The sequence below is a fragment of the Telluria sp. AC161 genome, assembly GCF_979258535.1.
In genome coordinates this window covers 3634631-3660570 of record NZ_OZ409861.1, presented here as the reverse complement: position 1 = coordinate 3660570, position 25940 = coordinate 3634631, and the positions used below count along the sequence as shown (strand labels likewise).

The 25940-nt window shown below is 63.2% G+C and carries 23 protein-coding genes and 1 tRNA gene; 18 read left to right on the top strand and 6 right to left on the bottom strand.

Annotated features, from left to right (window positions below):
- Positions 1-68: 68 nt before the first annotated feature.
- Together tsaD and ACZ0AJ_RS16280 are read right to left on the bottom strand one after the other, a co-directional pair.
- Positions 69-1109 (bottom strand): tRNA (adenosine(37)-N6)-threonylcarbamoyltransferase complex transferase subunit TsaD, encoded by a 1041-nt coding sequence (gene tsaD, locus ACZ0AJ_RS16285; protein WP_499455522.1) that lies wholly within the window; start codon positions 1107-1109, stop codon positions 69-71.
- Positions 1110-1198: 89 nt separating this feature from the next.
- Complete coding sequence (locus ACZ0AJ_RS16280) at positions 1199-2260, bottom strand: 3-deoxy-7-phosphoheptulonate synthase (protein WP_499455521.1); 1062 nt, start codon at positions 2258-2260, stop codon at positions 1199-1201.
- A gap of 168 nt (positions 2261-2428) precedes the next feature.
- Here ACZ0AJ_RS16280 and ybiB point away from each other — a divergent pair, with 168 nt between their 5' ends.
- The 9 genes from ybiB to ACZ0AJ_RS16235 all read left to right on the top strand — a co-directional run bounded on the left by ybiB (position 2429) and on the right by ACZ0AJ_RS16235 (position 11730).
- Positions 2429-3409 (top strand): DNA-binding protein YbiB, encoded by a 981-nt coding sequence (gene ybiB / locus ACZ0AJ_RS16275; RefSeq protein ID WP_499455520.1) that lies wholly within the window; start codon positions 2429-2431, stop codon positions 3407-3409.
- Positions 3410-3482: 73 nt separating this feature from the next.
- Positions 3483-4700 (top strand): BaiN/RdsA family NAD(P)/FAD-dependent oxidoreductase, encoded by a 1218-nt coding sequence (locus ACZ0AJ_RS16270; RefSeq protein ID WP_499455518.1) that lies wholly within the window; start codon positions 3483-3485, stop codon positions 4698-4700.
- Positions 4701-4795: 95 nt separating this feature from the next.
- Complete coding sequence (gene rpsU, locus ACZ0AJ_RS16265) at positions 4796-5008, top strand: 30S ribosomal protein S21 (RefSeq protein ID WP_005665410.1); 213 nt, start codon at positions 4796-4798, stop codon at positions 5006-5008.
- Positions 5009-5135: 127 nt separating this feature from the next.
- The gene (locus ACZ0AJ_RS16260; protein WP_499455516.1) at positions 5136-5585 is read left to right on the top strand and encodes a GatB/YqeY domain-containing protein; all 450 of its coding nucleotides are present in this window, start codon (positions 5136-5138) and stop codon (positions 5583-5585) included.
- Positions 5586-5706: 121 nt separating this feature from the next.
- Positions 5707-7503: a DNA primase gene (dnaG, locus tag ACZ0AJ_RS16255; protein ID WP_499455623.1), complete on the top strand. Its 1797-nt coding sequence runs from the start codon at positions 5707-5709 to the stop codon at positions 7501-7503.
- 226 nt (positions 7504-7729) lie between these two features.
- Complete coding sequence (gene rpoD / locus ACZ0AJ_RS16250) at positions 7730-9985, top strand: RNA polymerase sigma factor RpoD (protein WP_183556376.1); 2256 nt, start codon at positions 7730-7732, stop codon at positions 9983-9985.
- 113 nt (positions 9986-10098) lie between these two features.
- Positions 10099-10177, top strand: a tRNA-Ile gene (locus ACZ0AJ_RS16245).
- 676 nt (positions 10178-10853) lie between these two features.
- A complete protein-coding gene (locus tag ACZ0AJ_RS16240) occupies positions 10854-11369 on the top strand; it encodes a helix-turn-helix domain-containing protein (RefSeq protein WP_499455514.1) in 516 nt (171 codons plus the stop codon).
- 55 nt (positions 11370-11424) lie between these two features.
- On the top strand, positions 11425-11730 hold the full coding sequence (locus ACZ0AJ_RS16235) for a hypothetical protein (protein ID WP_499455513.1): 306 nt from the start codon (positions 11425-11427) through the stop codon (positions 11728-11730).
- A 249-nt stretch (positions 11731-11979) separates the two neighbouring features.
- On the opposite strand, the gene ACZ0AJ_RS16230 is transcribed toward ACZ0AJ_RS16235, so the two are convergent.
- Positions 11980-12237 (bottom strand): hypothetical protein, encoded by a 258-nt coding sequence (locus tag ACZ0AJ_RS16230; protein WP_499455512.1) that lies wholly within the window; start codon positions 12235-12237, stop codon positions 11980-11982.
- 16 nt (positions 12238-12253) lie between these two features.
- The gene (locus ACZ0AJ_RS16225; RefSeq protein WP_499455510.1) at positions 12254-13222 is read right to left on the bottom strand and encodes a L,D-transpeptidase; all 969 of its coding nucleotides are present in this window, start codon (positions 13220-13222) and stop codon (positions 12254-12256) included.
- A 279-nt stretch (positions 13223-13501) separates the two neighbouring features.
- Here ACZ0AJ_RS16225 and ACZ0AJ_RS16220 point away from each other — a divergent pair, with 279 nt between their 5' ends.
- The 5 genes from ACZ0AJ_RS16220 to ACZ0AJ_RS16200 all read left to right on the top strand — a co-directional run bounded on the left by ACZ0AJ_RS16220 (position 13502) and on the right by ACZ0AJ_RS16200 (position 20084).
- Positions 13502-14596, top strand: coding sequence for a tartrate dehydrogenase (locus ACZ0AJ_RS16220; RefSeq protein ID WP_499455509.1), 1095 nt, complete (start codon positions 13502-13504; stop codon positions 14594-14596).
- Positions 14597-14747: 151 nt separating this feature from the next.
- Positions 14748-16106, top strand: coding sequence for a dicarboxylate/amino acid:cation symporter (locus ACZ0AJ_RS16215; RefSeq protein ID WP_499455619.1), 1359 nt, complete (start codon positions 14748-14750; stop codon positions 16104-16106).
- 32 nt (positions 16107-16138) lie between these two features.
- On the top strand, positions 16139-17485 hold the full coding sequence (locus tag ACZ0AJ_RS16210; protein ID WP_499456802.1) for a glycerate kinase type-2 family protein: 1347 nt from the start codon (positions 16139-16141) through the stop codon (positions 17483-17485).
- Positions 17482-18918, top strand: a complete 1437-nt coding sequence (gene pyk / locus ACZ0AJ_RS16205; protein WP_499455507.1) for a pyruvate kinase — start codon at positions 17482-17484, stop codon at positions 18916-18918. Before ACZ0AJ_RS16210 ends, pyk begins: the two co-directional genes overlap by 4 nt.
- An 83-nt stretch (positions 18919-19001) precedes the next feature.
- Positions 19002-20084: a porin gene (locus ACZ0AJ_RS16200; RefSeq protein ID WP_499455506.1), complete on the top strand. Its 1083-nt coding sequence runs from the start codon at positions 19002-19004 to the stop codon at positions 20082-20084.
- Here ACZ0AJ_RS16200 and ACZ0AJ_RS16195 read toward each other — a convergent pair.
- Positions 20081-21043 carry a LysR family transcriptional regulator gene (locus ACZ0AJ_RS16195; RefSeq protein WP_499455505.1) on the bottom strand — a complete coding sequence of 321 codons (963 nt, stop codon included), beginning with the start codon at positions 21041-21043 and terminating at the stop codon, positions 20081-20083. The genes ACZ0AJ_RS16200 and ACZ0AJ_RS16195 overlap by 4 nt on opposite strands.
- 154 nt (positions 21044-21197) lie before the next feature.
- Between ACZ0AJ_RS16195 and ACZ0AJ_RS16190 the strand changes: the two genes are divergently transcribed.
- The 4 genes from ACZ0AJ_RS16190 to ACZ0AJ_RS16175 are packed head-to-tail and all read left to right on the top strand — an operon-like array spanning position 21198 to position 24923.
- Entirely contained in the window at positions 21198-22190 is a 993-nt protein-coding gene (locus ACZ0AJ_RS16190) for a Bug family tripartite tricarboxylate transporter substrate binding protein (protein ID WP_499455616.1), read from the top strand.
- Between the two features lie 53 nt (positions 22191-22243).
- Positions 22244-23662 carry an MBL fold metallo-hydrolase gene (locus ACZ0AJ_RS16185; protein WP_499455614.1) on the top strand — a complete coding sequence of 473 codons (1419 nt, stop codon included), beginning with the start codon at positions 22244-22246 and terminating at the stop codon, positions 23660-23662.
- Positions 23663-23692: 30 nt separating this feature from the next.
- The gene (locus ACZ0AJ_RS16180) at positions 23693-24277 is read left to right on the top strand and encodes a cohesin domain-containing protein (RefSeq protein WP_499455612.1); all 585 of its coding nucleotides are present in this window, start codon (positions 23693-23695) and stop codon (positions 24275-24277) included.
- A gap of 43 nt (positions 24278-24320) precedes the next feature.
- Complete coding sequence (locus tag ACZ0AJ_RS16175) at positions 24321-24923, top strand: hypothetical protein (RefSeq protein ID WP_499455502.1); 603 nt, start codon at positions 24321-24323, stop codon at positions 24921-24923.
- Here ACZ0AJ_RS16175 and ACZ0AJ_RS16170 read toward each other — a convergent pair whose 3' ends face one another.
- Positions 24924-25898, bottom strand: coding sequence for a ribonuclease Z (locus tag ACZ0AJ_RS16170; RefSeq protein ID WP_499455501.1), 975 nt, complete (start codon positions 25896-25898; stop codon positions 24924-24926).
- Between the last annotated feature and the right edge of the window lie 42 nt (positions 25899-25940).

Here is a 25940-nt window from a genome sequence, read left to right as displayed (position 1 = left end):
CAGACAGGCAAGTTCAATGTTGGCGGCAGGCTGTTTCTCCTGGCTTACGACTGGTTTTGGGACGGTATTCAGGCCGCTTCGAGCTCGTCCAGCGGCCAGCGCGGACGCACATTGAACGCGTAATCGCGCTGCGCCAGCGCAGGGTTGCGCTCAAGACGCATCGCGCCGGCAAACGCGATCATTGCGCCATTGTCGGTGCAAAATTCCAGCTCCGGATAATAGACCTTGAACTTGCGTTTGGCCGCTGCCGCATTGAGCGACGCGCGCAGTTGCTTGTTGGCGCCGACGCCGCCGGCGATCACCAGCCGGTTCAAACCCGTGTGCTTCATGGCGCTCACGCACTTGGCGGTGAGCACGTCGACAATCGCGTCGACAAAGCCGCGCGCGATATTGGCCTTGTCCTGTTCGGGAATATCCGCAATCACCTTGACGTCGTGGTTCTTGACGACGGTAAGCACCGCCGTCTTCAGGCCCGAAAAGCTGAAGTTGAAATCCTTGCTGTGCAACATCGGCCGCGGCAGTTTGTAGGCTGCCGGATCGCCGCGCTCGGCCAGTTGCGAGATCGCCGGGCCACCCGGATACCCCAGGCCCAGCAGCTTGGCCGACTTGTCGAAGGCTTCGCCGGCGGCATCGTCCAGCGTTTCGCCCAGCAGCGTGTAGCTGCCCACACCATCCACGCGCATCAGCTGTGTGTGACCGCCCGAGACGAGGAGCGCAATGAACGGGAAGTCCGGCCGTTCCGACGCAAGCAGCGGCGAGAGCAGGTGGCCTTCGAGGTGATGCACGCCGAGTACCGGCTTGTCGAGCGCGAGCGCCAGGCTGCACGCCACCGACGAGCCGACCAGCAGCGCGCCGGCCAGGCCAGGGCCTTGCGTGTAAGCGATGGCGTCGATATTTGACGCCGGCAGATTGGCACGCTTGAGCACCTCGTCCAGCAGCGGAATGGCGCGCCGGATGTGGTCGCGCGAGGCTAGTTCGGGCACCACACCACCATATTCTTCGTGCATTGCGACCTGCGAATGCAGGGCGTGGGACAGCAGGCCGCGCTCGGTGTCATACAGAGCAAAGCCGGTTTCATCGCAGGAGGATTCGACGCCGAGAACGATCATGGGGAAGGCCAGGTAGATTGAGCGGAACCGGGCATTCTACCGCAGGGCGGAGGGCGCCGCCGCCCACCCTGCGGATGTTGCACGGTTTGTTACGGACGCTGCAGCAATTCCTTGTGCGCTTCACGCAGCATGGTTTCCGTTTCTTCCCAGCCGATGCAGCCGTCGGTCACCGAGCAGCCATAGGTCAGCTGCGACAGGTCACTTGGAATCGACTGGCTGCCGCTGACGATGTTCGACTCGATCATCACGCCGACCAGCGACTTGTTGCCATGACGGATTTGCTGGATGACGTCGGACATGACGAGCGGTTGCAGCTCCGGCTTCTTGTAGCTGTTGGCGTGCGAGCAGTCGACCACCAGGTTGGCCGGCAGCTTGGCCTTGGTCAGCGCCTGTTCGGCAATGGCCACCGAGACCGAATCATAGTTCGGCCGGCCACCGCCGCCGCGCAGCACGACGTGGCCATAGGCATTGCCGCTGGTGCGCACGATCGACACGGAGCCCTGGCCATTGATGCCCAGGAACGCATGTGGGTTCGACGACGACAGCACTGCATTGATCGCAATGCTCACGTCGCCATCGGTGCCGTTCTTGAAGCCCACGGGCGTCGACAGGCCGGACGACATTTCGCGGTGCGTCTGCGATTCGGTCGTGCGCGCGCCGATGGCCGTCCAGGCGATCAGGTCGCCCAGGTACTGCGGCGAGATCGGGTCGAGCGCCTCGGTCGCGGTCGGCAAACCGATTTCGCAGACATCCAGCAGGAACTGGCGCGCCCGCTCCATGCCAACCTCGACACGGAACGAATCGTCCATGAACGGGTCATTGATATAGCCCTTCCAGCCGGTGGTCGTGCGCGGCTTTTCAAAGTACACGCGCATCACCAGCACCATCGTCTCGCTCACCTCGTCCTGCAGCGCCTTGAGCCGGCGCGCATAGTCCAGGCCGGCTTCGGGATCATGGATCGAGCACGGACCCACGACGACGAACAGGCGCTTGTCCTTGCGATCCAGAATATTGCGCAGCGTTTCGCGGCCCTGCATCACGGTGGCATAGGCGCGTTCGTTCAGCGGCAGGGTGGTATGCAGCTCGACCGGCGTTGGCATGCGGGCGAACGAGCTGACGTTGGTATTTTCGATTTGTGGCGTACTGGTCATGATGCGATCTATATTTCTTTTGGGGGATGGATCAGTGTAAGCGGAAATTGCTGTATGTGCACATGCGCGGCCCCAAATGGCAGCGTCGGGCGGCGTCGGGCGGCGTCGCGCTGCGCTCTGCACCCGTGCGTGCTGCCGCAGCGCGACGTTCCCGTGTATCCTTTTGTCATGACTACCGATATCGAACGCTTTATCGCTGCCCCCTTCATCAAGGAAATCGGCCGCGGCGTAAAAGGGGCGCGCAGCATGACGCGCGACGACGCGCACCGGCTGTACGCGGCCATCCTCGAGGGTCGCGTGTCCGACCTCGAACTGGGCGCCATTTTGCTCGCCATGCGCATCAAGGGCGAGTCGGTCGATGAACTGGCCGGCTTCATGGATGCAGCGAGCGCCGCGTTCACGCCGCTGCCGGCACCGCGCGGCGAATTCGCGCCGGTATCGATTCCCACCTATAACGGTTCGCGCAAGCTGGCCAACCTGACGCCACTGCTGGCGCTGCTGCTGGCGCGCGAAGGCGTGCCGGTGCTGGTGCATGGCGTGAGCAACGATCCCGGGCGCGTCACCACCGCTGAAATCCTGCACGAGCTGGGCGTGACCGACGCGACCACCGGCGCCGAAGTCCACAACGAATTCGTTCACGGCCGCGTGGCCTTCATGCCGATCGAGCGCCTGGCCCCGGAACTGGCGCGCATGCTCGAACTGCGCCGCGTGCTGGGTGTGCGCAATTCGACCCATACCATTGTCAAGATCCTGCAGCCGTTCGACGGCCCGGCGCTGCGCCTGGTGTCGTACACGCACCCTGAATACCTGGTAACGCTGGGCGAGTACTTCGAAGGCGTCGACAGTGAAACCCGGGGCGACGCATTCCTGATGCGCGGCACCGAGGGCGAAACCGTCGCCCACCCGCACCGCGCCCAGCGCATCGACTGGTTCCACGCCGGCCAGCGCGCCCTGCTGGTGGAGCGCGATGCGCCTACCGACGACCTGGCCATCGTGCCTGACGGCCGTGACGCAGCCACCACGGCCGCCTGGATCGGCGCCGCGCTGCGCGGCGAGGTGCCGGTGCCGCCATCGATTGCCACGCAGGTGGCGTACTGCGTCGAAGTCTCGCGCAAGATCCGCGCCCGCAGCCTGCCAGTGGCCGAGTAAAGACCCACCGCGCCGCTGTTCGCCAATCCGCCGCTGCCTTACAATGGCGGGTTGAGCAAAGGTGGTGGCAGGCATGGCAAATCAATTCGATGTGGCGGTAATCGGCGCGGGCGCGGCCGGGATGATGTGCGCGGCCGTGGCGGCGCAGGGCGGCAAGCGCGTGATGCTGGTCGACCACGCGGCCAAGCTGGCCGAAAAGATCCGCATCTCGGGCGGTGGACGTTGTAACTTCACCAACGTCAATGCCGGGCCGCAGCATTATCTGTCGAACAATCCCCATTTCTGCCGCAGCGCGCTGTCGCGCTACACGGCGCAAGACTTCCTGGCGCTCGTCAAGAAATACCGGATCGCCCACCACGAAAAGCACCGCGGCCAATTGTTCTGCAACGATTCGGCCGAGCAGATCATCGCGATGCTGCGCGCCGAGTGCGACCTGGGCGGTGTCGAGTGGCGCATGCCCTGCAAAGTGGCCGGTGTGCGCAAGACCGAGGATGGCTTTGCCATCGAGACCGACGCCGGCGAGTTGCTGGTGGGTAGTGTCGTGGTCGCCACGGGCGGCCTGTCGATTCCGAAGATCGGCGCGACCGATCTCGGCTATCGCATCGCCACGCAATTCGACCTGAAAATGGTCGAGACCCGTCCGGGCCTGGTGCCGCTGACGTTCGACGGCCCGAGCTGGGAGCCGTTCGTGCCGCTGGCGGGCATCGCGCTCGAGGTCGAGGTCAGCACCGGCAGCAGCAAAGGCAAGGGTGCGCGGGGCGGGCACTTCCGTGAGGATCTGTTGTTCACGCACCGCGGCCTGTCCGGCCCGGCGATCCTGCAGATTTCCAGCTACTGGCAGCCGGGCACGCCGATCGTGCTGAACCTGTTGCCTGAAATGGACGTGGCCGACACGCTGATCGGCCTGAAGAAAACCGAGAAAAAGCAGCTGGGCAATGTGTTGACGCAGTGGCTGCCGGCACGCCTGGCCGAAGGCTTGCTCGCGGCCAATGGCTTTGACGCTACTGCGCGCCTGGCCGACATGGCTGACGCGAAACTGCGTGCGCTGGGCGACGCCATCAACCGCTGGGCCATCGTCCCGACCGGCTCGGAAGGCTACCGCAAGGCCGAGGTCACGCTGGGCGGTGTCGACACCCGCGGCCTGTCGCAGCAGACGATGATGGCCAACAATGTGCCCGGCCTGTACTTCATCGGCGAGACGGTCGACGTGACCGGCTGGCTGGGCGGATACAACTTCCAGTGGGCCTGGGCATCGGGTGTGGCAGCCGGTCTGGCGGTGGCAAATAGTTGACACTTGAAAACACCACTTCGTGATTAAAGCTTCCACTGGACTGCAAACGATGCTAGAATTTCGTTCTTCCCTAAATCCAACGGTTTGATTTTTACATGACCACTATCCGCCTTAAAGAAAACGAGCCGTTCGAAGTCGCCATGCGTCGCTTCAAACGCACCATCGAAAAGACCGGTCTGTTGACGGAACTGCGCGCACGCGAGTTCTACGAAAAACCGACCGCAGAACGCAAGCGCAAGCTGGCAGCAGCAGTGAAGCGTCACTACAAGCGCATCCGCAGCCAGCAACTGCCGAAGAAACTGTACTAAGACAGTTCAGACGGCCAAGACCCGGTGACGGCATTGCCAGTCCCGGCGAGTCGCTGAAGTCCGCAAACCCGCTTCGGTTTCGCCGCAGCGGGTTTTGTCGTTTCACCCTTTTGAATACGGAGATCCCATGAGCTTAAAAGAACAACTGACCGAAGACATGAAAAGCGCCATGCGCGCCAAGGAAACCGGCCGCCTGGCAGCGGTGCGCCTGATCATTGCCGAAGTCAAGCGCAAGGAACTCGACGAGCAGACCCAGCTGGACGACACCCAGGTGCTGGCCGTGATCGAAAAAATGATCAAGCAGCGCAAGGATTCGATCAGCCAGTTTGAAGCCGGCAACCGTCCCGACCTGGCCGACATCGAGAAGGCCGAGATGGTCATCCTGTCGGCGTACATGCCGGCTGGTCTGTCGGACGAAGAAATCGCCGCCGAAGTCGCTGCTGCCGTTGCCGAAACCGGCGCGACCGGCCCGCAAGATATGGGCAAGCTGATGGGCGTGCTCAAGCCAAAGCTGGCTGGCCGCGCCGACATGACCGTGGTCTCCGGCCTGGTCAAGAAAGCCCTGGCTGGCGCGTAAGCGTCACCTGCAACGCGTCGTCTCTGCCCGCCCTCAGGCAGGGGCGACAACTTGTTGCATATCAATTTGCAGCAAGCGCTGCGGTATAGTCTGGCCCTAGACAAACACTGTGTAAGCTCAAGTGATTCCGCAAACTTTCATCACCGATTTGCTCAACCGGGTCGACATTGTCGATATCGTGGGCCGCTACGTCCAGCTCAAGAAGGGCGGGGCGAACTTCATGGGCCTGTGCCCATTTCATAACGAAAAGTCCCCCAGCTTCACGGTCAGCCCGACCAAGCAGTTCTATCACTGCTTCGGCTGTGGCGCCCATGGTACGTCGATCGGCTTTCTGATCGAATACTCGGGCATGGGCTTTGTCGATGCGGTGAAAGACCTGGCCCAGAACGTCGGCATGATCGTGCCCGACGTCGACGACAAGATCCCGCCGGCCCAGCGCGCCGCGCAACAGGCGCAATCGCTGGCGCTGACCGATGCGCTGACGCAAGCGTGCGCGTTTTACCGCGCCCAGCTGCGCGACGCGCCGGACGCCATCGCGTATCTGAAGAACCGCGGCCTGACCGGCGAAGTGGCGGCCCGCTTCGGCATGGGCTATGCCCCGGCCGGCTGGGACAGCCTGCGCGCCGTCTTCCCCGAGTACGAGGCCCATGTGCTGGTCGAGTCGGGCCTCGTGATCGACAAGGTCGACGAAGAAGGCAACCGCCACAAACGCTACGACCGCTTCCGCGAGCGCGTGATGTTCCCGATCCGCAATACCAAAGGCCAGGTCATCGGCTTTGGCGGGCGTGTGCTCGACGGCGGCGAACCGAAGTACCTGAACTCGCCTGAAACCCCGCTGTTCCAGAAGGGCCTGGAGCTGTATGGCCTGTTCGAGGCGCGCCAGGCGATTCGCGACGCCGGCTATGTCTTGGTGACCGAAGGCTATATGGATGTTGTCGCGCTGGCCCAGCTGGGCTTCCCGCAAGCGGTGGCCACGCTCGGTACCGCCTGCACCAGTACCCACGTGCAAAAGCTGCTGCGCCAGACCGACGATGTGATCTTCAGCTTCGACGGCGACAAGGCCGGCCGCAAGGCTGCCCGTCGCGCGCTCGAAGCGTGCCTGCCGCAAGTGAGCGATAACAAGACCATCAAGTTCCTGTTCCTGCCGCAAGAGCACGATCCAGACAGCTTCGTGCGCGAGCGCGGCGCAGAAGCCTTCGAGCAAGAAATTGCCGATGCGATGCCGCTGTCGCAATTCCTGCTGCGCGAAGTGACGCAGGAGCACGATCTCGACACGCCGGAAGGCCGCGCCAGGTCGCAGTTCGACGCCAAGCCGCTGCTGCAATCGATGACGCCGTCGAGCCTGCGCCTGCAGATCGTGCGCGGCCTGGCCAGCATGACGCAATCGACGCCGGCGGAGATCGAAAGCCTGTTCGAGTTGTCTAAACCGGTGGCCACCGCGCGCCGCGCGCCACCGCGTCAGGGCCGGCCCGAGCCGGTGGGCCTGGAACGCAAGATGCTTCGCATCCTGGTCGCGCATCCGCACCTGGCACTGGAACTTGACGAGGTCGCGCTGAGCGCCTTCGACTATTTCGGCGAAGAGGGCGCGGATCGCCTGCGGCATCTGATCGATACCGCGCAGGCCCTGGGCCCGCACGGTACGTTTGCCGCACTGTCACAACAGTTGCATGAAGTCACTAACGAGTATGATGGCATGATTGCCGAAATTGCCGCCGAACCCGAAAACGAGGTCGATGGCGACCGCATCGTCCTGCTCAGTTCAGTACGCCAAATCAAGATGGATTCGTTACGAGAAGAATTGAACCAGTTGTTTTCTGCCGGCTTGACCCCAGATCAGGTCAGTACTCGCTATCGCGAGATTACTGCCCAGCTGGACCTTCTGGAACGTGAAGCGACTGCGGCGATGGCACCCCGATGAACACGGGCTTTCTCCCCGTGGGCCAAGGCGCTCACGACTGGAAAAAGAAAGGGTGCGTGCTATAATAAAACGCTAACTATTGCAACTGTTGAAACACTTCTTGGTTCAATTGCGTGCGTGGAGTATTAGTTAGCGGGGCATGGATTTGTGCCTGCAGGATGATGAAGGTAACAAAACTTTATTCTTAACCACCGTAAAGTTAGTCGTTGTGACATCGAAAGCGCCTGTGCCAACCAAGAAACCCGAAACCAACGTGGCTGCCACGACCACGAGAACGTCCGCCGCCAAGGCCGACAACGCGCAAGACAAGGCTGAGGTGCGTACGGCGACCTCGGCGCCTGTCAACCAGACGACCGATGCGGCCACGCTTGCCGCCATCGATACGTCGGGCTACGTCTTGCCGTCTGTCAAAGTGCCGGGCCGGCGCGGTCGCAAGCCCAAAGAATTTACCCCTGAAAACGACGAGATCGCCGCGCTGAACGCGGTCGAGCGCGCCGAGCTCAAGGCTGCGGACAAGGCCAAGGCCAAGGACCGCAAGGCCAAAGAGAAGGCGCTGCTCAAGGATGCGTTCTCGTCCGATACCGAGGCCAGCGAAGAAGAACTCGAGCTGCGCCGCAGCAAGCTCAAGGCCCTGATCAAGTCGGGCAAGGAGCGCGGCTTCCTCACGTACGCCGAGATCAACGACCACCTGCCCGAAAACATCGTCGATCCGGAAGCGATCGAAGGCATCATCGGCACGTTCAACGACATGGGCATTGCTGTCTACGAACACGCGCCCGATGCCGAGACGCTGCTGCTGTCCGACAACGTCCCCAACGCCACCAGCGACGATGAAGCCGAAGCGGCTGCCGAAGCTGCGCTTTCGACGGTCGACTCCGATTTCGGCCGCACCACCGATCCGGTTCGCATGTACATGCGCGAAATGGGCTCGGTCGAGCTGCTCACGCGCGAAGGCGAAATCGAGATCGCCAAGCGCATTGAAGACGGCCTGAAGGACATGATCCAGGCCATCTCGGCTTGCCCGGTGACGATTGCCGAGATCATCGGTACCGCCGCCAAGATCGACAGCGACGAAATCAAGATCGACGAAATCGTCGACGGCCTGGTTGACCAGGAAGGCGAAGACAACACGCCGCAGGTCGCCGCGCCCGTCGCCAGCGAGTCGGACGAGGACGAAGAAGACGAGGACGACGCCGAAGGCGAAGAGGAAGAAGAAGAGGCGCCAAGCAACTCGGGCGCCGCCGGCTACTCGGCCGAGCAGCTCGAAGCGCTGAAGGTCACGGCTCTGGCCAAGTTCGCCGAGATCGCCCAGCAATTCGACAAGATGCGCAAGGCGTTCGAAAAGGATGGCTACAACTCGAAAGCCTACGTCAAGGCGCAGGACGCGATCTCCAACGAGCTGCTGGGCATCCGTTTCACGGCCAAGGTCGTGGAAAAGCTGTGCGACACGCTGCGCGGCCAGGTCGACGAAGTGCGCCACATCGAAAAGCAGATCCTCGACGTGGCCGTGAACCGCTGCGGCATGCCGCGCGCCCACTTCATCAAGGTCTTCCCGGGCAACGAGACGAACCTGGAATGGGTGGATGGCGAAGTCAACGCCGGCCACGCTTACAGCGCGATCCTGGGCCGCAACATCCCGACGATCAAGGAACTGCAGCAACGCCTGATCGACCTGCAAGCGCGCGTCGTGCTGCCGCTGCCTGACCTTCGCAACATCAACCGTCAGATGGCGGCCGGTGAAATGAAGGCGCGCAAGGCCAAGCGCGAAATGACCGAGGCCAACCTGCGCCTGGTGATTTCGATCGCCAAGAAGTACACCAACCGCGGCCTGCAATTCCTCGACCTGATCCAGGAAGGCAATATCGGCCTGATGAAGGCGGTGGACAAGTTCGAGTACCGCCGCGGCTACAAGTTCTCGACGTATGCAACTTGGTGGATTCGCCAGGCGATCACCCGTTCGATCGCCGACCAGGCGCGCACGATCCGTATTCCGGTGCACATGATCGAGACGATCAACAAGATGAACCGGATCTCGCGCCAGATCCTGCAAGAGACCGGCGCCGAGCCCGATCCGGCCACGCTCGCGATCAAGATGGAAATGCCGGAAGATAAAATCCGCAAGATCATGAAAATCGCGAAAGAGCCGATTTCCATGGAAACGCCGATCGGTGACGACGACGATTCACATCTGGGCGATTTTATCGAAGACAACAACACGCTGGCGCCATCCGACGCCGCGCTGCACGCCTCGATGCGCGGCGTGGTCAAGGACGTCCTCGACTCGCTGACGCCACGCGAAGCCAAGGTGCTGCGCATGCGCTTCGGCATCGAGATGTCGACCGACCACACGCTGGAAGAGGTCGGCAAGCAGTTCGACGTCACCCGTGAGCGGATTCGCCAGATCGAAGCGAAGGCGCTGCGCAAACTGCGTCATCCGTCGCGCTCGGACAAGCTCAAGAGCTTCCTCGAGAACAACAGCTGATTGTTGATGCGGGCTTGACGCGCCTGTACTAAAGGCAATATGCTCTCGCCACTTCGCTCATCACGTTCGTGTTGATGGGCAGGTGGCGTTTGCTTGCCACCATCCCAGTTTCTGGGCCTCTAGCTCATGCTTGGTTAGAGCAGCGGACTCATAATCCGTTGGTGCCGTGTTCGACTCACGGGAGGCCTACCAAATTTTCCTTGAAAAATCAGGGGCTTATGCGATTCTCCTTGCGACCTCTGATTCCTTTTCTGTGTAACGTTCTGAGCTGTGTAACGGCTGTGTAAGTAAATCTCTTCAACTACGTGGCTCGCGGCGCGACGATTCGTCTGGTCGACGATGCTCCGCAGGGCCATCCGCTGCTGCCTACTGGCGTTGGCGGACACTTACCACAATCTTTAAACATCTAGCGGACGGTTTCCGTGCCCAACGTCTTGTCGGCCATGGCATACACAAATTCGCCACGTCGACGAAGCTCTATGCGCGGCCTTCTGGCCTCGCTTCCCGAAGCGCTGTGCCTACAAACTCCACTAGACGCTCGTCGTCTAGATGTGGGTTGCACCGTTTGATCTGACGCTGGGCTATTGAAATGGCCGTTTGAGCTCATGAGGGTTGAAGTTGGTTTGTCCCATTAAACGGCTGGCAGCATTCGTGAGCGAGCAGTTGCGTGCATCGACGTGAAGTGAGCAACTTCTTCATGAATGCAACTTTTCTAGAACTTTTTCATCGATGTTCCTTATTGATTAGAAGGTTTGCAATGGTTTTTTATAACTTAATTCAACTTTTGTTTGTTGATTGATGATTTATAAGTTATATTAAGTGACATGTGAGCTACGTCTTGCCCCCTACTTACTCTATAAGGTGAAATATGTCGAACTACGTAGTACATCCGTCCTCCAAGAACATGCTGCCTCATCCGTATTCGCCGGAATTTCCTATGGCTCTGAGAGCCCGACGGGAGTTGCTGGGTATGAGCCGAGCAGCGTTGGCGAGAGCCGCTGGAATCCACGGGGTGATGCCTCGACGCTACGAAGAGCCGGACTGTGGCGAGTTTGCGCGCCCGCGACCGGAGACCACGTGGCTTGCGCTCAATCGTGCCCTTGGGTACGAAATCCCAACTGATCTCGAGCGAGATTTTTCGAATGTTCTGGAGTTGCAAAACGAGGGGTTGTTCGAAAGCGGGCCAATAGCTGCCACTGATGAGGCACTGTGGGCTCCGAACACATTGTCAGCCGAAGATGACGCGCAGCCTCAAACCCCTGGCGGGTTAGTCGCCGATAAAGCCGTTGCAATACGTCCGTTGACCATTGCAGAGGCCAAGCAGGGGCTGTCAATGATGTTCGGTATCGACCCAACGCAGATCGAGATCCTGATCAAAGGGTAGTGCATGAACAGTGCACATTTTTGGAGAGGCGCGCTCTTACTTACAGAGAAAAATTATGCTCGATCCAACAAATAGCGTAAAAAAGGCGGAAGTACTTCGGTTTCTTCACGAGCAGGTTTTTGACCCAATACTTACGTCCCCTAACGCATCCGGTTCCCTCAAAAGCGGGATTCGGCAGACGATTATGCGCATGAACCAACGTGATGCCAAAGGCATTGTCCACTTCTACTGGTCTGCAGTTAGTGGAACGGAGCAAAGCATTAGCTTCGCAAAGAAAATGCGCGACGAGGGCTTCAAAAGATTTGAAGATATTGTTGAAGATTTCAGAGAACGATTTAACGAAAAGTGGCTTGCGAACTGAATAGTCGAGGATCTGCTCGACGGGCGTGCGTTGCGCTTCCAGACTGCTGTACACCTTCGTCTTGACGAGAACGGTCTTGCTCGACAGTGTCAGGTCTATAGCAACTCTTCATGCGGGCTCGTCCAACCCTGGAAGCCTGCTGTATTCGATCTGAGCCCTCCCTAAAACGACTCTTCGTCTAGTTGCGTTAGCAGCTTTTAGTATGTGACCTTAAATGTGGGACTATCCTCGGGACGGCTCTGGCGGCGGTCATAAATGCGTGTAGTCGCGATGTTTGCATGACCCAGCCATTCTTGAGCCTTGCAATATCGGCACCGTTGTCAAGTGCGTTGATAGCAGCCGTGGTGGGATATCGATGAGCTGCTCGTCGGTCACAACGAGATCCGGGGCCGCTTCCGCCTGAACGCGCTGAACCGGCCGACGCTGAACATCGATCGCCGCAGCGGCGCGATCACCGTCGAAGGCATGATCGCCTTCAACGGCCGCTGCGAAATGGACAGCGGACACCGCCGCTTCTGACCTTCTAGGGGCTGCTGCTTATCACGGTGAGACCGGTACCCGGCTGGCCGCTCCTGAGCGGCGCCTGGGTCACCAGCAAGGTGGTGCCGGGACGCAGGATCGGCGCCACCTGTTCATGGAATTCGCGCGGAATGCGCACCAGGTTGCGGGTGGCCTCGTTGACGACACGGCCGGCTTCGTCCTCATGGCCCGACACCCCGGCAAAGACCCAGGCCGGCTGGCCATCGGCATCTTCAGTCAGTGTCAGGACATGGGTTGCATCGTTGCCCTGATCCAGCGCGATGGGCGAACGGCCGATCTCGACCCCGTTGCGCAACACGATCAGCGCCTGGTCGCTGCGCGACATCACGATGGTTACCGGCCCCGATGCGGACCGTTCGGGATTCCAGAAGCCGGTGTCCGGCACGTCGCCATCCGACGGCGCCAGCACGTCACCCGACCCGGTGCTGACGGGATGGGCTGCATTACCAGCGATGATGACGGTCGTGGCATGGCCGGTCGTCTCGAACAGGGCCTTGGCAAAGGCGAAGGGAAGATGCACGCAGCCATGGCTTTCCGGGTAGCCGGGGAGCCCGCCGGCATGCAGTGCGACACCGTCCCAGGTCAGGCGCTGCTGGAACGGCATCGGCGCGTTGTTGTACTTGCTGGAACGGTGTTTCGCATCCTTTTGCAGGATGGTGAATACGCCGGTCGGTGTTTCGTGCCCGGGCTTGCCGGTGGAAACGGTGCTCACGCCGATGCGCACGCCGTTGCGGTAGACAGTGGCGAGCTGTTTCGACAGGTCGACGAAGACCAGCAGCGGGCCTTGCGGTGAAATCTGCGGCGCCCACACCCATTGGCCGGGCTTGAGCCGGTCCGCCTGGCGTGCCAGCTCGACAGCGGACGAGACTTTTTCTCCCTGCGCCAGGACTGGTCCGGCAAGGAGGGCTGCCAGGACACCGGCTGCGAGCAGGGGTAGCGAGCTTTTGATCAAGGCATGCTCCTGAGACGAGATAAAATTTTTGTATGCGCGATCCTGCTGAACCGTCCGCCCCGGATACATGATCATATAACCAAAAAGAGCCGTCGTCGAAAGTTCGCCCATGATGGGAGAGGGCTGGCTGTTGGCGAGCGCCTGGCTTCGTCGTCCCTGACCGATATTGCCGCGATTATTAAAACTAAGTTAACAATGCTTTGAATTATGGTTCTCTTGTAACCGTCTTCATCCGATAAAGTGGTGCTCACAACATCACCCCTGACGGAGACAGCAACAATGAAGACCTACAACATCGCAACCATTCCAGGCGACGGCATCGGCAAGGAAGTCGTGCCGGCAGGCCAGCAAGTACTGGCGGCACTGGCGTCAACCAGCGGTACGTTCCAGTTCAACTTCGAGGATTTCGACTGGGGTGGCGATTACTACCGCAAGCATGGCGTCATGATGCCGGCCGATGGCCTCGATGCGCTGCGCGACAAGGATGCGATCCTGTTCGGTTCGGCCGGCGATCCGGATATTGCCGACCACATCACCCTGTGGGGCCTGCGGCTCAAGATTTGCCAGGGCTTCGACCAGTACGCCAATGTGCGCCCAACCCGTATCCTGCCGGGTATCGATGGTCCGCTCAAGCGCTGCGCGCCGCAAGACCTGAACTGGGTGATCGTGCGCGAGAATTCCGAAGGCGAATACTCGGGCGTCGGCGGTCGCGTGCACCAAGGGCACCCGATCGAAGCGGCGACCGATCTGAGCATGATGACCCGGGTGGGCGTCGAACGCATCATGCGCTACGCGTTCAAGCTGGCGCAGTCGCGTCCACGCAAGCTGCTGACCGTGATCACCAAGAGCAATGCCCAGCGCCATGCGATGGTGATGTGGGACGAGATCGCGGTCCAGATCTCGAAAGAATTCCCTGACGTCAAATGGGACAAGGAACTGGTCGATGCCGCCACGGCGCGCATGGTCAACCGGCCGGCCACGCTCGACACCATCGTCGCGACGAACCTGCATGCCGACATCCTGAGCGACCTGGCGGCGGCACTGGCGGGGAGCCTCGGCATTGCGCCAACCGGCAATATCGATCCGGAGCGCCGTTATCCGTCGATGTTCGAGCCGATCCACGGTTCGGCGTTCGACATCATGGGCCAGGGCCTGGCCAATCCGATCGGCACCTTCTGGTCGGTCGTGATGCTGCTCGAACACCTGGGTGAGGATGCTGCGGCGCGCGATGTCATGGCCGCCATCGAAAGCGTGACGACCAATCCCGCGCTGCACACGCGCGACCTGGGTGGCAAGGCGAGTACCGCCGACGTCACCAGCGCCGTGTGCGACTTCATCGGTCAACGCGCCAGCGTCGCGGCCCGCGCCGCCTGAGCGCCCCATCCGGCAGTCGCGGCGCCCGCCGCCCGGCAGCCTGCCGCCCGCGCCTTCGCGCGGCGCGGCGCATTTCCGTACGTGCCCAGCATCGACCCGCCGCAGAGCCGGGCGGGCGCGTACCGAGCAGCACCTATCAAGGAGACACCCTATGTCAAAGCGCTTCTTCGGAAAGCTGTATGTCCAGGTCCTGATCGGCGTCGTTGCCGGCGGCCTGATCGGATTTCTGTATCCCCAACTCGGCGAGGATCTCAAGCCGCTCGGCGACCTCTTCATTCGCCTGATCAAGATGGTGTTCGCACCGGTCATCTTTGCCATGGTCGTGCTTGGCATCGCCAAGATGGAAAGCATGAAGGAGCTCGGGCGCGTCGGCGTGCGGGCCCTGATCTATTTCGAGGTCCTGTCGACGTTTGCCCTGCTGCTGGGGCTGCTCGTGGTCAATGTGTTCCAGCCGGGCGTCGGCATGAACGTCGATCCCAAGTCGCTCGACACCAGCGCGATCAGCAATTACACCTCGGCCGCGGCGACGTCGGGCGGGTTCATCGATTTCCTGCTGGGCATGGTGCCCACCAGCGTGGTCGATGCGCTGGCCAACAACAATATCCTGCAGATCCTCGTGTTTGCCACGATGTTCGGCATCGCGCTGTCGCATATGGGGCGGCGTGCCAAGCCAGTGGTCGATGTGCTCGAAGCATTCAGCAACGCCATGTTCGTCGTGGTGGCCATGGTGATGCGCATCGCACCGATCGCTGCCTTTGGTGCGATTGCCTTCACGGTCGGCAAATACGGTCTCGAATCGCTCGTATCGCTCGGCCAATTGATGGCATGCATGTACCTGACCTGCGTGGCGTTCGTCGTGTTCGTGCTTGGCACGATCGCCCGTATCGCCGGCTTCAGCCTGTGGAAATTTTTGCGCTACATCCGTGACGAGCTGTTCACCGTGCTGGGCACCAGCTCGTCGGAATCCGTCGTGCCGCAGCTGATGCACAAGCTGGAACACCTGGGGGTTTCGAAGCCTGTCGTGGGCCTGGTCGTGCCGTCCGGCGTCACCTTCAATCCCGATGGTCAGTGCATCTACTACACCATGGCTGCGATCTTCATTGCGCAGGCCACCAATACGCCGCTGTCGCTGATGGACCAGTTCGTGATCCTCGGCGTGCTGATGGTGACGTCGAAGGGCTCGGCCGGGGTGACCGGCTCGGGCTTCATCACGCTGGCCGCCACGCTGGCATCGATGGGCAATATTCCAGTGGCCGGCATGGTGCTGCTGCTCGGCGTCGACCGCTTCATGTCGGAAGCGCGCGCCATCACCAATACCATCGGCAATGCGGTCGGCACGGTCGCCGTGGCGCGCTGGGTCGGCGCCGTGGACACCGTGCGCATGCACCGTATTCTCGACGGCCACCCGGTCGAACCGCTAACAGCGCCGGAGCCGGATGTGCATGGCGAGGCCGATGCGGTTGCGCTCAACCTGATCGGCGGCGCGGGTCCGCGCAAGGCGAACGCCTGAGCCGGCCCGGACCCATGGAGATGATGATGGACATGACAGTCAACAGCGCGCTGGCCGGGGCACATGCCGGCACCGGCGCCGAACGCGCTTTTCTCGAACAGCTGTTTCGCACTGCGATTGCGGCGGCGCAGCCGGTGCACTGCATGATGCCGCACCTGGAGCAATGCCTGCCGCGCCAGGGGGCATCAGCCGCGGCCGGCCGCCTGATCGTCATCGGCGCCGGCAAGGCGTCGGCCGAGATGGCGCGCGTGGTCGAGGACTACTGGGGCGACGGCATCGAAGGCCTGGTGGTCACGCGCTACGGCCATGGCGCGCCCTGCGCACAGGTCGAGGTGGTCGAGGCCGCGCACCCGGTGCCCGATGGTGCCGGGCGCGACGCCGCCGCGCGCATGCTGGCGCTGGTATCGCAGCTCGACGCTGCCGACACCGTGCTGTGCCTCGTGTCGGGCGGCGGGTCGGCGCTGCTGCCGCTGCCGCTGCCCGGCATCACGCTCGAGGACAAGCAGTCGCTCAGCCGCGCATTGCTGGCTTCGGGGGCCAGCATCGGCGAAATGAACTGCGTGCGGCGTCACCTGTCGGCGATCAAGGGCGGGCGCCTGGCGGCCGCCTGCCATCCGGCGCGCGTGATCACCTTGCTGATTTCGGACGTGCCGGGGGATGACCCGTGCGATATCGCTTCCGGTCCCACCGTGGCCGATGCCAGCACCTGCCATGATGCGCTGGCGATCATCGACCGCTACGGCATTGCGCTGGCCCCGCACGTGCGCGAGATACTGGCCAGCGGGGCCGGCGAGTCCGTCAAGCCGAGCGATCCGCGCCTGGCCGGCAACGAGGTCAGGCTGGTTGCCACGCCGCAGATGGCGCTTGCCGCCGCGGCCGCGGCTGCGCGCCGGGCCGGCATCGACGCGTACATTCTCGGCGATGGCATCGAGGGCGAGGCGCGCGACGTCGGCAAGACCCTGGCCGCCATCGCATTGCAGGCGGCGCGGCGCGGTCAGCCGTTCCGGGCGCCGTGCGTACTGCTGTCCGGCGGCGAAACCACCGTCACGCTGCGCGGCGACGGCAGCGGCGGGCGCAATGTGGAATTTTTGCTGGCGGCGGCGCTCGCGCTGCGCGGCGCCGCCGGCGTGCATGGGCTGGCCGGCGACACCGACGGGGTGGACGGCCGCGAAGAGATCGCGGGCGCGTACATCGCGCCGGACACGCTGGCGCGCGCCTTCGCCCAGGGAATCCTTCCGCGCGAGAGCCTCGACCGCAACGATGGCCACGGCTTTTTCCAGGCGCTGGGCGACGCCGTCATCACCGGGCCGACGCTGACCAATGTCAACGATTTTCGCGCCTTTCTCATTCTTGATCCTGCCATGGAGACCCTCCGATGAACCGTGACCGCAAAGCCAAGATCGTCGCCACCGTGGGACCGGCCAGCACCGATACGGCCACGCTCGAAGCCATGTTCCGTGCCGGCGCCGACGTGTTTCGCCTCAATTTCAGCCATGGTACGCACGACGACCACCGGCGCCGGCTCGATACCCTGCGCGCCCTCGAACACAGCGTGGGCCGGCCGATCGGCGTGCTGCTCGATCTGCAGGGCCCCAAGCTGCGCATCGGCACCTTCGCCGACGGTCCGGTCAGGCTTGAGAAGGGCGCCGCGTTCCGGCTCGACCTCGATGCCGCCAGGCCTGGCGACGTCACCCGCGTCGCGCTGCCGCACCCCGAAATTTTTGCCGCACTCGCTGTCGGCACCGAGCTGCTGCTCGACGATGGCCGCATCCAGTTGCGGGTCGAGGGTTTCGATAGCGAACGGGCCGACACGACGGTCGTCAATGGCGGCTTGCTGTCCGATCGCAAGGGCGTCAATGTGCCTGGCGTGGTGCTGCCGCTGTCGGCGCTGACGGCCAAGGACCGCGCCGACCTGGCCTTCGGGCTCGAACTGGGCGTGGACTGGATCGCGCTGTCGTTCGTGCAGCGCGCCGAGGATATCCACGAACTGCGCGCGCTGGTGGGCGAGCGTGCGGCGATCGTCGCCAAGCTCGAAAAGCCGGCGGCGATCGCACAACTCGATGCAATCGTCGACGCGGCCGACGCCGTGATGGTCGCGCGCGGCGACCTCGGGGTCGAGATGCCGGCCGAGCAGGTGCCGGCAATCCAGAAGCGCATCGTGCGGGTCTGTCGCCGCCTTGGCAAACCGGTGATCGTCGCCACCCAGATGCTCGAATCGATGGTGGCCGCGCCCGTGCCGACCCGGGCCGAGGCATCCGACGTCGCCACCGCCATCTATGACGGGGCCGATGCCGTGATGCTGTCGGCCGAATCGGCGTCGGGCAAATTTCCGCTCGAAGCGGTCACGATGATGAACAGCATCATCGTGCAAACCGAGGCCGATACCCACTACACCGAGAGCATCCAGGCCAGCCACAGTCCGGCGCGCGCGGAGATCGCCGATGCCATCGGCCTGGCCATGCGCAGCGTGGCCGCCCTGCTGGCCCCGGCCGCGGTCGTTGCCTATACCAGCTCCGGCCACTCGGCGCTGCGCATTGCGCGCGAGCGCCCGCGCGCACCGATTCTCGGCATGACGCCGCGGCTGGCGACGGCGCGCCGGCTGGCGCTGGTATGGGGCGTGCATGCGGTGCTGACGCATGATGTGGCGTCGGTTTCCGAGATGACCGGATTTGCCTGCGCCACCGCCTGGCGCGAGCATCTTGCGGCGCCGGGCGAGATCGTCGTGATCGCAGCCGGCATGCCATTCGGCGCAGCTGGCAGCACCAATCTGCTGCGCATCGCCCGGCTGGGCGAGGGCGGGGCAGTGCAGTGAGAGGTACCGCAGGCTTGCCGGTGAAGGGCCTGCACAGGCGCAGTAAAAGGGGCGATCGCTCCACAATAAAAAACGGAGGAGACATGTACAGCAAACTCAGCGTGGCAGCCGTCCTGGCCTGCTGCGCAGGCGGGGCCTGGGCGCAAAGCAGCGTATCGATCTATGGCATCGCCGATGCCGGCTATGTGCACGAAAGCGGCGGCAAGAATGGCAGCGTCAACAAGATCACCAGCGGCACCGGATCGACGTCGCGGATCGGGTTTCGCGGCAGCGAAGACCTGGGCGACGGGACCTCGGTGTTCTTCACGCTCGAAAATGGCCATCGCCTCGACACCGGCGAAGTCGATGCCTCGGGCACCATCTTCAACCGCCAGGCCTTTGTCGGGCTCAAGACCAGGGCCGGCGCGCTGTCGCTGGGGCGCCAGTACACGGCGTGGCACCAGGCACTGACCCAGGTCGGCGATCCGTTCGGCACCGGGTATGCCGGCGGTTCAAAGAACCTGTTCGCCGATTACGGCAGCAATGTCCGCACCAGCAACACGGTGCTGTACGCCTCGCCGGTGATGCGCGGTTTTTCGGGCGACCTGGCCTATAGCTTCGGCGAACAGCCGGGCAGCAGCAAGGCAGGGCGCCAGTACGGCGCATCGGTCGGCTACTCGGCGGGTCCGCTCAATGTACGCCTGGTCTATAACAACAAGAATTCGGACGTGGCCGCGGCGCCGGGCGTGACGCCGGTCAAGCGCGGTAACGGCAGCAACAAGCTGCTGGCGGCCAACTACGATTTCAAGCTGTTCAAGGCCCACCTGGCGTTCAGCGTGGACAAGGGCTTCAACAGCGCGCCGCTCGGCAACAACAGCAATCCGTACGGCGGGGTGGCGCCAACGGCGTCGACCGACGGCAATTCGCTGCTGCTGGGGGCCGTGGTGCGCGCCGGTCCCGGCAACGTGATCGTGACGTTCCAGCGCAAGGACGACAAGACTGCTTTCGACCAGGATGCCCGCGCGTACGGCGTGGGTTACCTGTACCTGCTGTCCAAGCGCACCACCTTGTACACGGTCTACGGCGTCATCGACAACAAGAACGGCGCCGGCTATACGGTGGCGAACAATTCCGAGTCGGGCAGCGGCGACCGTGCCTTCAACCTGGGCGTGCGCCACACGTTCTAGCGCGCGGCGGTGCCGGCGTCCTGCGCCGGCCAGCGCGCCACCTCGATGCCGGTCGGCGTGGCGGCCGAAAAGGCGTCGGCGACGAAGTCGACGAACGTCCGCACGCGCGCCGCCGTCTGCAACTGGTAGGGATAGACGGCGTAGATGTCGGCCGGTGGCGTCTCCCAGTTCTCGAGCACCTGGCGCAGCCTGCCGCTTTCCAGGTAGCGCGCGATATTCCATTCCGCCCGCATGATCAGGCCGTGGCCCTCGAGCGCCCAGTCGACGGCGATCTCGCCGTCGTTGGTGCTCAGCGGCCCGCGTACCTTGACGGTTTCATTGCGCTGGCCCGACTTCAGGTGCCAGATGCCGTAGCCTTCTTCGCCCTGACGAATGCCGATGCAGCTGTGGTGGGCCAGATCGTGCGGCACGCGCGGCGTGCCGTGGCGTTCGAGATAACCGGGGGCGGCGCAGATCAGGCGCCGGTTCGAGGCGATGCGGCGCGCAATGACGCGCGTGTCGGGCGGCTGGCCAAAACGAATCCAGACATCGCATGCGTCTTCGATCAGGCTGGGCGGGTTGACCGTCAATTGCAGCTGGATATCGACTTCGGGATAGCGCTTGTGAAAGGCCGAGATCAGCGGCGCGACATGGCTGCGCCCGAACCCGAGCGTGGCATTGACCCGCAACAAGCCTTTGGGCGCGGTGCCGGCGCTGGTGATCATCTGCTCCATGTCTTCGATATCGGCCAGGATCCGGCGCGAATGCTCGAGGTACATCTCGCCTTCGGCCGACAGGCCGATGCGGCGCGTGGTCCGGTGCAGAAGGCGTACGCCCAGGCGCGCCTCGAGTTGCGACAGGCGCTTGCTCACGCCCGCCGTGGTCACGTCGAGTTCGCGCGCCGCGGCAGACAGGCTGCCGGCACGCACCAGCAAACTGAAGAACGACATCTCGGAATGGGCAGTGGCTGGCGTTGACATTGTTGAACCAAATTTGACAATGGTTCAACCTTAGCACCATCTTTAATTGGCAACAAGTCCGTATATTTCACCTGACCCGACGTAGAAAAAGCGAACGATTTGGCCCCGTCAGATCGTATCGTCCGGGCAATTTCTAATAAATCAGGAGACAAGCATGCACCAGTTGACCCGGTCGTACTCGGGCTGCGCGACAGCCATTGCCATCGCCACTGCCACCCTCATCGGCGGCAGTGGCGCGGCCATGGCCCAGGCCTGGCCGGCCAAGACCATCAGCATCGTCGTTCCTTTCGCCACCGGCGGCACGACGGACGCCATTGCGCGTACCCTCGGTCAGGAGCTGTTCCGGGGACTGGGCCAGCCGGTCATCATCGAAAACAAGCCGGGCGCTGGCGCCACGATCGGCGCCGACTATGTCGCCAAGGCCCGGCCGGACGGGTACGTGTTGCTGATGGGCGCAGTCCACCACACCATTGCCACCAGCGTCTACAAGAAGCTGCCGTACGATTTCCAGCGCGACCTGGCGCCCGTGTCGACGATCGCGATCGTGCCGAACGTGCTGGTGGTCAATCCCAAGCTGCCGGCCAAAAACATCGCCGAACTCGTGGCGCTGGCCAAGAAGTCGCCCGGCAAGCTGACCTTCGGCTCGAACGGCAACGGGACCGGCCAGCACCTGATTGGCGCCCAGTTCAATATCGGCAGCGGGGTCGACATCCTGCACGTGCCCTACAAGGGGAGCGGGCCGCTGACCATCGACCTGCTGGGCGGCCAGATCGACATGTCGTTCGACACCGTCACGCCCGTGCTGTCGCACATCCGCGCCGGCAAGTTGCGCGCCCTGGCCGTGACCACCATCCAGCGCTCGGCGGCCCTGCCCGACGTGCCGACGCTCGACGAAGCCGGGCTCAAGGGCTTTGATCAGGGCACCTGGTTCGGCATCCTGGCGCCGGCGGCAACGCCCAGGGACGTGGTCACGCGCCTGAACAACGAAGTGATCAAGGTTGTGTCGTCGCCGGAGTTTCGCAAGAAGATGAGCGACATCGGCGCCGTCCCGGTTGGCAACACCGCAGCGCAGATGGCGGCCCAGATCAAGACCGACACCGAGCGCTACGCGAAGCTGGTCAAGGACGCGAACGTCACCATCCAGTAAGCCGCGCTTGTCCGCGTTCTCCAACGGATCACCTTTTTACTGCCGGGACGATCATGAAAACACTCAAGACTTTGCTCAAATGCAGCGCGCTGTCGACTGCGCTCGCCGTCTGCCCCTGGGCCCAGGCGCAATCCACTGCCGAATTCCAGCGCCATATGGAAGCGTCGACGCGCAATACCGGGGGCGACCCGTCGCTGGTGCAATCCTGGCGCGCGTTCTATTGCAATCTGCCCGATGACAACAACCGGATCGTCCTGGAGCAGCGTGCCAAGAATGTGATCCGGATGCCGCTGACCAGGTTGTTCGACGACGTGTGGTATATCGGCAGCGAGTACGTCGGCACCTACATCATCAAGAACGAGCGCGGCTTCGTCATGGTCGACTCCGGCAACAATGCCCAGGAAGTCGAAACCTACACGGTGCCGGCACTGCGCTCGCTGGGCCTGAGCGCCAGCCTGCCGCTCAATGCCGTGCTGCTCACGCATGGCCATGGCGACCACGATGGCGGCATGAACTACCTGCGGACGAACCTCGGCGCGATCGCCTACCTGGGCGCGGCCGATGCCGCCGGCAAGGCGTACCAGCCGGCCACCTGGGTTTCCACCGATCGCGCGCCAAAGAACGTGACGATCGCCGGCGTGCCCGTCACGGTGCTGGCGACACCCGGCCATACGCCGGGTGCCACGGCCTACGTCATCGAGGCGCACGACAAGGGCAAGCCGGTCAGATTGTTCGTCTCCGGCGGCTCGTCGATGCAGGCAGCGGCGCCCCTCATCCGCGACTACCTCGATTCGATGGAGCGGACCTATGCGCTGGTCAAGGGGCAGAAGATCGACAGCGCATCGAATCCGCACGTGTATTGGGACGGCTCGGTCAACCTGGTCAAAAAGATCCAGGCTGAAGGGTTGCGTTCGCCGAGCCAGTTCATTATCGGCAACGAAAAACTGCTGCGCGCACTGGCAGTCGGGCGCGAATGCACGGCGGCCTGGCTTGCCAGGCAGGACGCTGCAACGTCGGTGCCGGTATGGCGTGTCAGCGCGCTCGACTTCCTGCCGGCGACACCGGCGCCGAACCGCCTTGCTGCGCGCCTGAGCAATGGCTGGGGGCCGCTTGCGCTCCAGCAGGTCTCGTTCCGGGTCAATGCCGACGGCGCTGTCTGCACGGCCACGACCGATGCCGGCGGCGTCGCGACCTGTTCGGTGCCGGCCGGCTTGCGCGCAGGGGTGGACCGCGTCACGGCGACATTCGAGGGCGGAACCGGTCCCGGCATCGTCGACCTGGGCAGCGAGACCACGGCAACGGTCGATTTCGGTTGCAATGACTTGCTGGCCGTCAAGGCCATCATCGGTGCACGCCGCAACACCGCCGCGTATGTGCCGCGGCTCGACGTGGACGGCAGCGGCGTGATCGATATCCGCGATGTTTCGGCCATTGCGCGGCTGATCCCGGCAGGCCTGTCCTGCAATGCCTGACAACGACTTTCACTGACTGGAGATACGATGATGATGTTTTCACGCTTGCTTGCCACATCCTGCGCGGCGCTCATGCTGTCGATCCTGGCGCCTGTGCCGGCGCACGCCGTTCCCACGGTGACCCTGTCCGGCCCCGCCAGCGTTACCGCCGGGGCGCGCTTCACGGTGGACGTTCGTGCTGCCGACGTCGCCGACTTGTATGCCTATCAGTTCGACCTCGGCTTTGACAGTGCCATGTTCAGGCTCGACGGTGCTGAGGAGGGCGGCTTCCTGGCCAGTGCAGGGCCGACGCTGTTCGATCCCGGTACGGTGGCGGGCGATCCTGACACGCTGTCGTTCCTGTTTGCCACCTTGCTCGGTCCAACGGCGGGCGTCGAGGGCGACGGCATCCTGGCGACGCTGCATTTCACCAGTCTTGCGGTTGGCAGCAGTGTGTTTGAGCTGGGAAACCTGGTGCTGCTCGACGCGGGGCTGAATGACATACCTGCCGCCATCGGCCAGCTGGACGTGACGGCCGTCCCGGAACCGGCAAGCTGGGCTCTGATGCTGGCGGGCGGCGCGCTGCTCGTGCTGCGACGCTGGCGTTCGCCCGGTGGCCGCCGGGTGCATGCATAATGACGGATTGGGCCCACGGCCAGATTTTTCCGACAAGACTCGCATGGTCATTCAACCCGCTGCAGACGTACCGCGTACCCACAACGACATCGACATCGGCGTGCGCCTGGTGGAGGCCCTGCGGCAGCACGCAGGCGCCGCCAATGGCACACCCGTCACCTACAAGGACTTGCTGCGGGTAGCGCGGATCATGTACCCCAAGGATCTGGTTCTGGACCGCGCAGTCCCGGTCGGCATCGGCGCCAAGCTGCAGTTCGTTGAAGCATTCTGTGCGGCCCATGCCTACCCGAACCTGGCCTGTCTTGCCATCAATCCCACTACCCTGCACCCACCTGCCGGGTACCAGGGCGACTGGGATGCCGACAAACAGGCTGTCGCCGCCTTCGACTGGTCCGCGATCGACGCTCCGCTCGCCGACTACGCCAGCAAGGCGCGCGCTAGTGTGCCCGCACGCCTGAAACCCCGCAAGGAGCGCCCGGCAGACGTCTCCTGGTACGCCTATTTCTGCTCGCACCGCAAGGAATGCGCGTGGATCGGGCAAGAAGACAAACAAGAAATCGTCAACCTGATCATGGCCGGTCTCGATCCGGAGACATCGCTCAAACGCGTCCAGGCGGCAAAGGCCGAGTTCGGCGAGCCGGTGTAATCATGCGACCGCCAGCGCCATCGCGCCGCTGCGGTCCAGCACATAATGATCCAGGTCGCGCGCCAGGATCAGATTGCCGTTGTAGTGCGCGCGTGCCTCATCCTCCAGCAGCGACATTGGCAGCACGCCACGGTCCTGATAGCGCGGACTGAAATGCGTCAGCACCAGGTTGCGCACGCCTGCCTCTTCGGCAAAGCGCGCCACCCGCATTGCTGAAGTGTGTTGCGGCCCTGGCCCGATCTTTTGCAGCACGTCTTCGGTGTAAGTGGCCTCGTGCACCAGCACGTCCGCGCCCTGCGCTGCGGTGGCCAGCAGCTCTGGCCGATCGTTGTCACCGGCGACGACGATACGTCGCGCGCGGCGTGGCGGCAGCAGGTAGTCCGTCGCCTTGATGACGCGCCCATCGGCCAGCGTCACATCGCGCCCTTTCTGAAGATCGCCCCACAACGGCGACGCCGGCACGGCATCCGCACGTAATTTCTCCGTGTCCAGATGGCGCGCCATTGCCGCCTCCGTAAATCCATAGGCCCAGCACGGCAGGCCGTGTGACAACGCGGTTGCATCTACCGCCAGCTCGGGCATGAGCGGCGCATCGGCCAGGTCGCCAGCCAAATCGTTCGGCGTCAGCCAGACGAGCGGGTATGGCAGACTCAGCTGGCTCGCCACCATGATGGCCTCGATCATCCCGCGCAGCGGCGGCGGGCCGACGACCGTCAAGGCGTCGCTGCGGCCCGCCATCGCGGCGCTGGCGAGCAGCCCCGGCAGGCCGTAGCAATGGTCGCCGTGCAGGTGGGTGATGAACACGGCGCGCAGGCTCATGACGGACAGGGGCGTGCGCAGGATGCGGTGCTGCGTGCCTTCGGCGCAATCGACCAGCACCCATTGTTTTGCGCCGCGCAGGCGCAGCGCCAGGCCGGACATATTGCGTTGCCGGGTCGGCGTGCCGGCCGACGTCCCCAGAACAATGATTTCCATATGCGGTTCCCGTGAAGTGACGTTGCCATTATCCGTCACGCC

What these genes read in the sequence shown, in the direction of transcription:
- ACZ0AJ_RS16280 (WP_499455521.1), bottom strand. Translation starts at nt 2,260, where the DNA reads ATGACCAGTACGCCACAAATCGAAAATACCAACGTCAGCTCGTTCGCC.
- ACZ0AJ_RS16195 (WP_499455505.1), bottom strand. Translation starts at nt 21,043, where the DNA reads ATGTCAACGCCAGCCACTGCCCATTCCGAGATGTCGTTCTTCAGTTTG.
- rpsU (WP_005665410.1), top strand. Translation starts at nt 4,796, where the DNA reads ATGACCACTATCCGCCTTAAAGAAAACGAGCCGTTCGAAGTCGCCATG.
- pyk (WP_499455507.1), top strand. Translation starts at nt 17,482, where the DNA reads ATGAACCGTGACCGCAAAGCCAAGATCGTCGCCACCGTGGGACCGGCC.
- ACZ0AJ_RS16270 (WP_499455518.1), top strand. Translation starts at nt 3,483, where the DNA reads ATGGCAAATCAATTCGATGTGGCGGTAATCGGCGCGGGCGCGGCCGGG.
- ACZ0AJ_RS16235 (WP_499455513.1), top strand. Translation starts at nt 11,425, where the DNA reads ATGCTCGATCCAACAAATAGCGTAAAAAAGGCGGAAGTACTTCGGTTT.
- ACZ0AJ_RS16215 (WP_499455619.1), top strand. Translation starts at nt 14,748, where the DNA reads ATGTCAAAGCGCTTCTTCGGAAAGCTGTATGTCCAGGTCCTGATCGGC.
- ACZ0AJ_RS16220 (WP_499455509.1), top strand. Translation starts at nt 13,502, where the DNA reads ATGAAGACCTACAACATCGCAACCATTCCAGGCGACGGCATCGGCAAG.
- ACZ0AJ_RS16240 (WP_499455514.1), top strand. Translation starts at nt 10,854, where the DNA reads ATGTCGAACTACGTAGTACATCCGTCCTCCAAGAACATGCTGCCTCAT.
- ACZ0AJ_RS16260 (WP_499455516.1), top strand. Translation starts at nt 5,136, where the DNA reads ATGAGCTTAAAAGAACAACTGACCGAAGACATGAAAAGCGCCATGCGC.
- ACZ0AJ_RS16210 (WP_499456802.1), top strand. Translation starts at nt 16,139, where the DNA reads ATGACAGTCAACAGCGCGCTGGCCGGGGCACATGCCGGCACCGGCGCC.
- ACZ0AJ_RS16185 (WP_499455614.1), top strand. Translation starts at nt 22,244, where the DNA reads ATGAAAACACTCAAGACTTTGCTCAAATGCAGCGCGCTGTCGACTGCG.
- ybiB (WP_499455520.1), top strand. Translation starts at nt 2,429, where the DNA reads ATGACTACCGATATCGAACGCTTTATCGCTGCCCCCTTCATCAAGGAA.
- ACZ0AJ_RS16180 (WP_499455612.1), top strand. Translation starts at nt 23,693, where the DNA reads ATGATGTTTTCACGCTTGCTTGCCACATCCTGCGCGGCGCTCATGCTG.
- ACZ0AJ_RS16200 (WP_499455506.1), top strand. Translation starts at nt 19,002, where the DNA reads ATGTACAGCAAACTCAGCGTGGCAGCCGTCCTGGCCTGCTGCGCAGGC.
- ACZ0AJ_RS16175 (WP_499455502.1), top strand. Translation starts at nt 24,321, where the DNA reads ATGGTCATTCAACCCGCTGCAGACGTACCGCGTACCCACAACGACATC.
- tsaD (WP_499455522.1), bottom strand. Translation starts at nt 1,109, where the DNA reads ATGATCGTTCTCGGCGTCGAATCCTCCTGCGATGAAACCGGCTTTGCT.
- ACZ0AJ_RS16170 (WP_499455501.1), bottom strand. Translation starts at nt 25,898, where the DNA reads ATGGAAATCATTGTTCTGGGGACGTCGGCCGGCACGCCGACCCGGCAA.
- ACZ0AJ_RS16190 (WP_499455616.1), top strand. Translation starts at nt 21,198, where the DNA reads ATGCACCAGTTGACCCGGTCGTACTCGGGCTGCGCGACAGCCATTGCC.